Annotated in this window: 1 protein-coding gene; it reads left to right on the top strand. The window is 66.8% G+C overall.

What is annotated here, in order from left to right:
* The coding region (gene ltrA / locus ACS5PM_RS31975; protein ID WP_439392158.1) for a group II intron reverse transcriptase/maturase at nt 1-1025 on the top strand (1025 nt) is incomplete at both ends.

The following is a 1025-nucleotide window of genomic DNA, read 5'->3' as shown; positions in this document are numbered from 1 at the left end:
CGGAACCCGACCGGGCCTGGCGACGGTGCCGAGGCGTGCACGGCGACAACGGGGCGAACGAAAGCGGAAGTGGCCACGCAGCTGATGGAGCAGGTGGTCGAGCGCGGCAACATGTGGAAGGCCTATGAGCGAGTGCTGCGCAACAAGGGAGCCCCGGGTGCCGACGGCATGCGGGTGCAGGAGCTGAAGGCGTGGCTGCAAGCTCACTGGCCGTCAGTGAAGGCGGCGCTGCTGGCGGGCAGCTACCTGCCACGGGAAGTGCGAGCAGTGGACATCCCCAAGCCCGATGGCGGGGTACGGACGCTGGGCGTGCCGACGGTGGTGGACAGGCTGATCCAGCAGGCGCTGCTGCAAGTCCTGCAACCGATGTTCGAGCCTCGCTTCAGCGAGTCGAGTTACGGCTTCAGGCCCGGACGCAACGCGTGGCAGGCCGTGCAAGCGGCACGCGACCACGTCAGAAGCGGCAAGGGCTGGGTGGCGGACATTGATCTTGCGAAATTCTTCGACCGAGTCAACCATGACGTGCTGATGGCACGCGTGGCGCGCGAGGTCGCAGACGGGCGAGTGCTCGGCGTCATCCGCCGGTACCTCGAGGCGGGTCTGATGCGTGACGGGCTCGTGCAGCAACGACGGGAGGGCACGCCGCAAGGTGGGCCGCTGTCGCCGCTGCTGAGCAACATCATGCTGAGCGACCTGGATCGGGAACTGGAGCGCCGAGGACACGCCTTCGCGCGCTATGCGGATGACTGCAACGTGTACCTTGGCAGTCGCAAGGCCGCCGAACATGCGTTCGAGGCCATCGGGGAGTACCTGGAAAGCGAACTCAGGCTGCAGGTCAACCGGGACAAGAGCGCGGTGGCGCGTGCGAGCATGCGCGACTTCCTCGGTTACGGCTTGATCGGGCGGGAAACGGCGCGGCTCAAGGTTGCTGCGGCCAGCGTTGTGCGACTGCGCCAGAAGGTGAAAGCCTTGCTGCGCGACAAGCGCGGGGCTGGGTTGGCAGCGATCACCGAAGCGCTGAACCC

Origin of the sequence: Ideonella flava (assembly GCF_051857595.1) — a bacterium.
Taxonomy (GTDB): domain Bacteria; phylum Pseudomonadota; class Gammaproteobacteria; order Burkholderiales; family Burkholderiaceae_C; genus Ideonella.
This window is presented reverse-complemented; position numbering and strand designations above follow the sequence as displayed.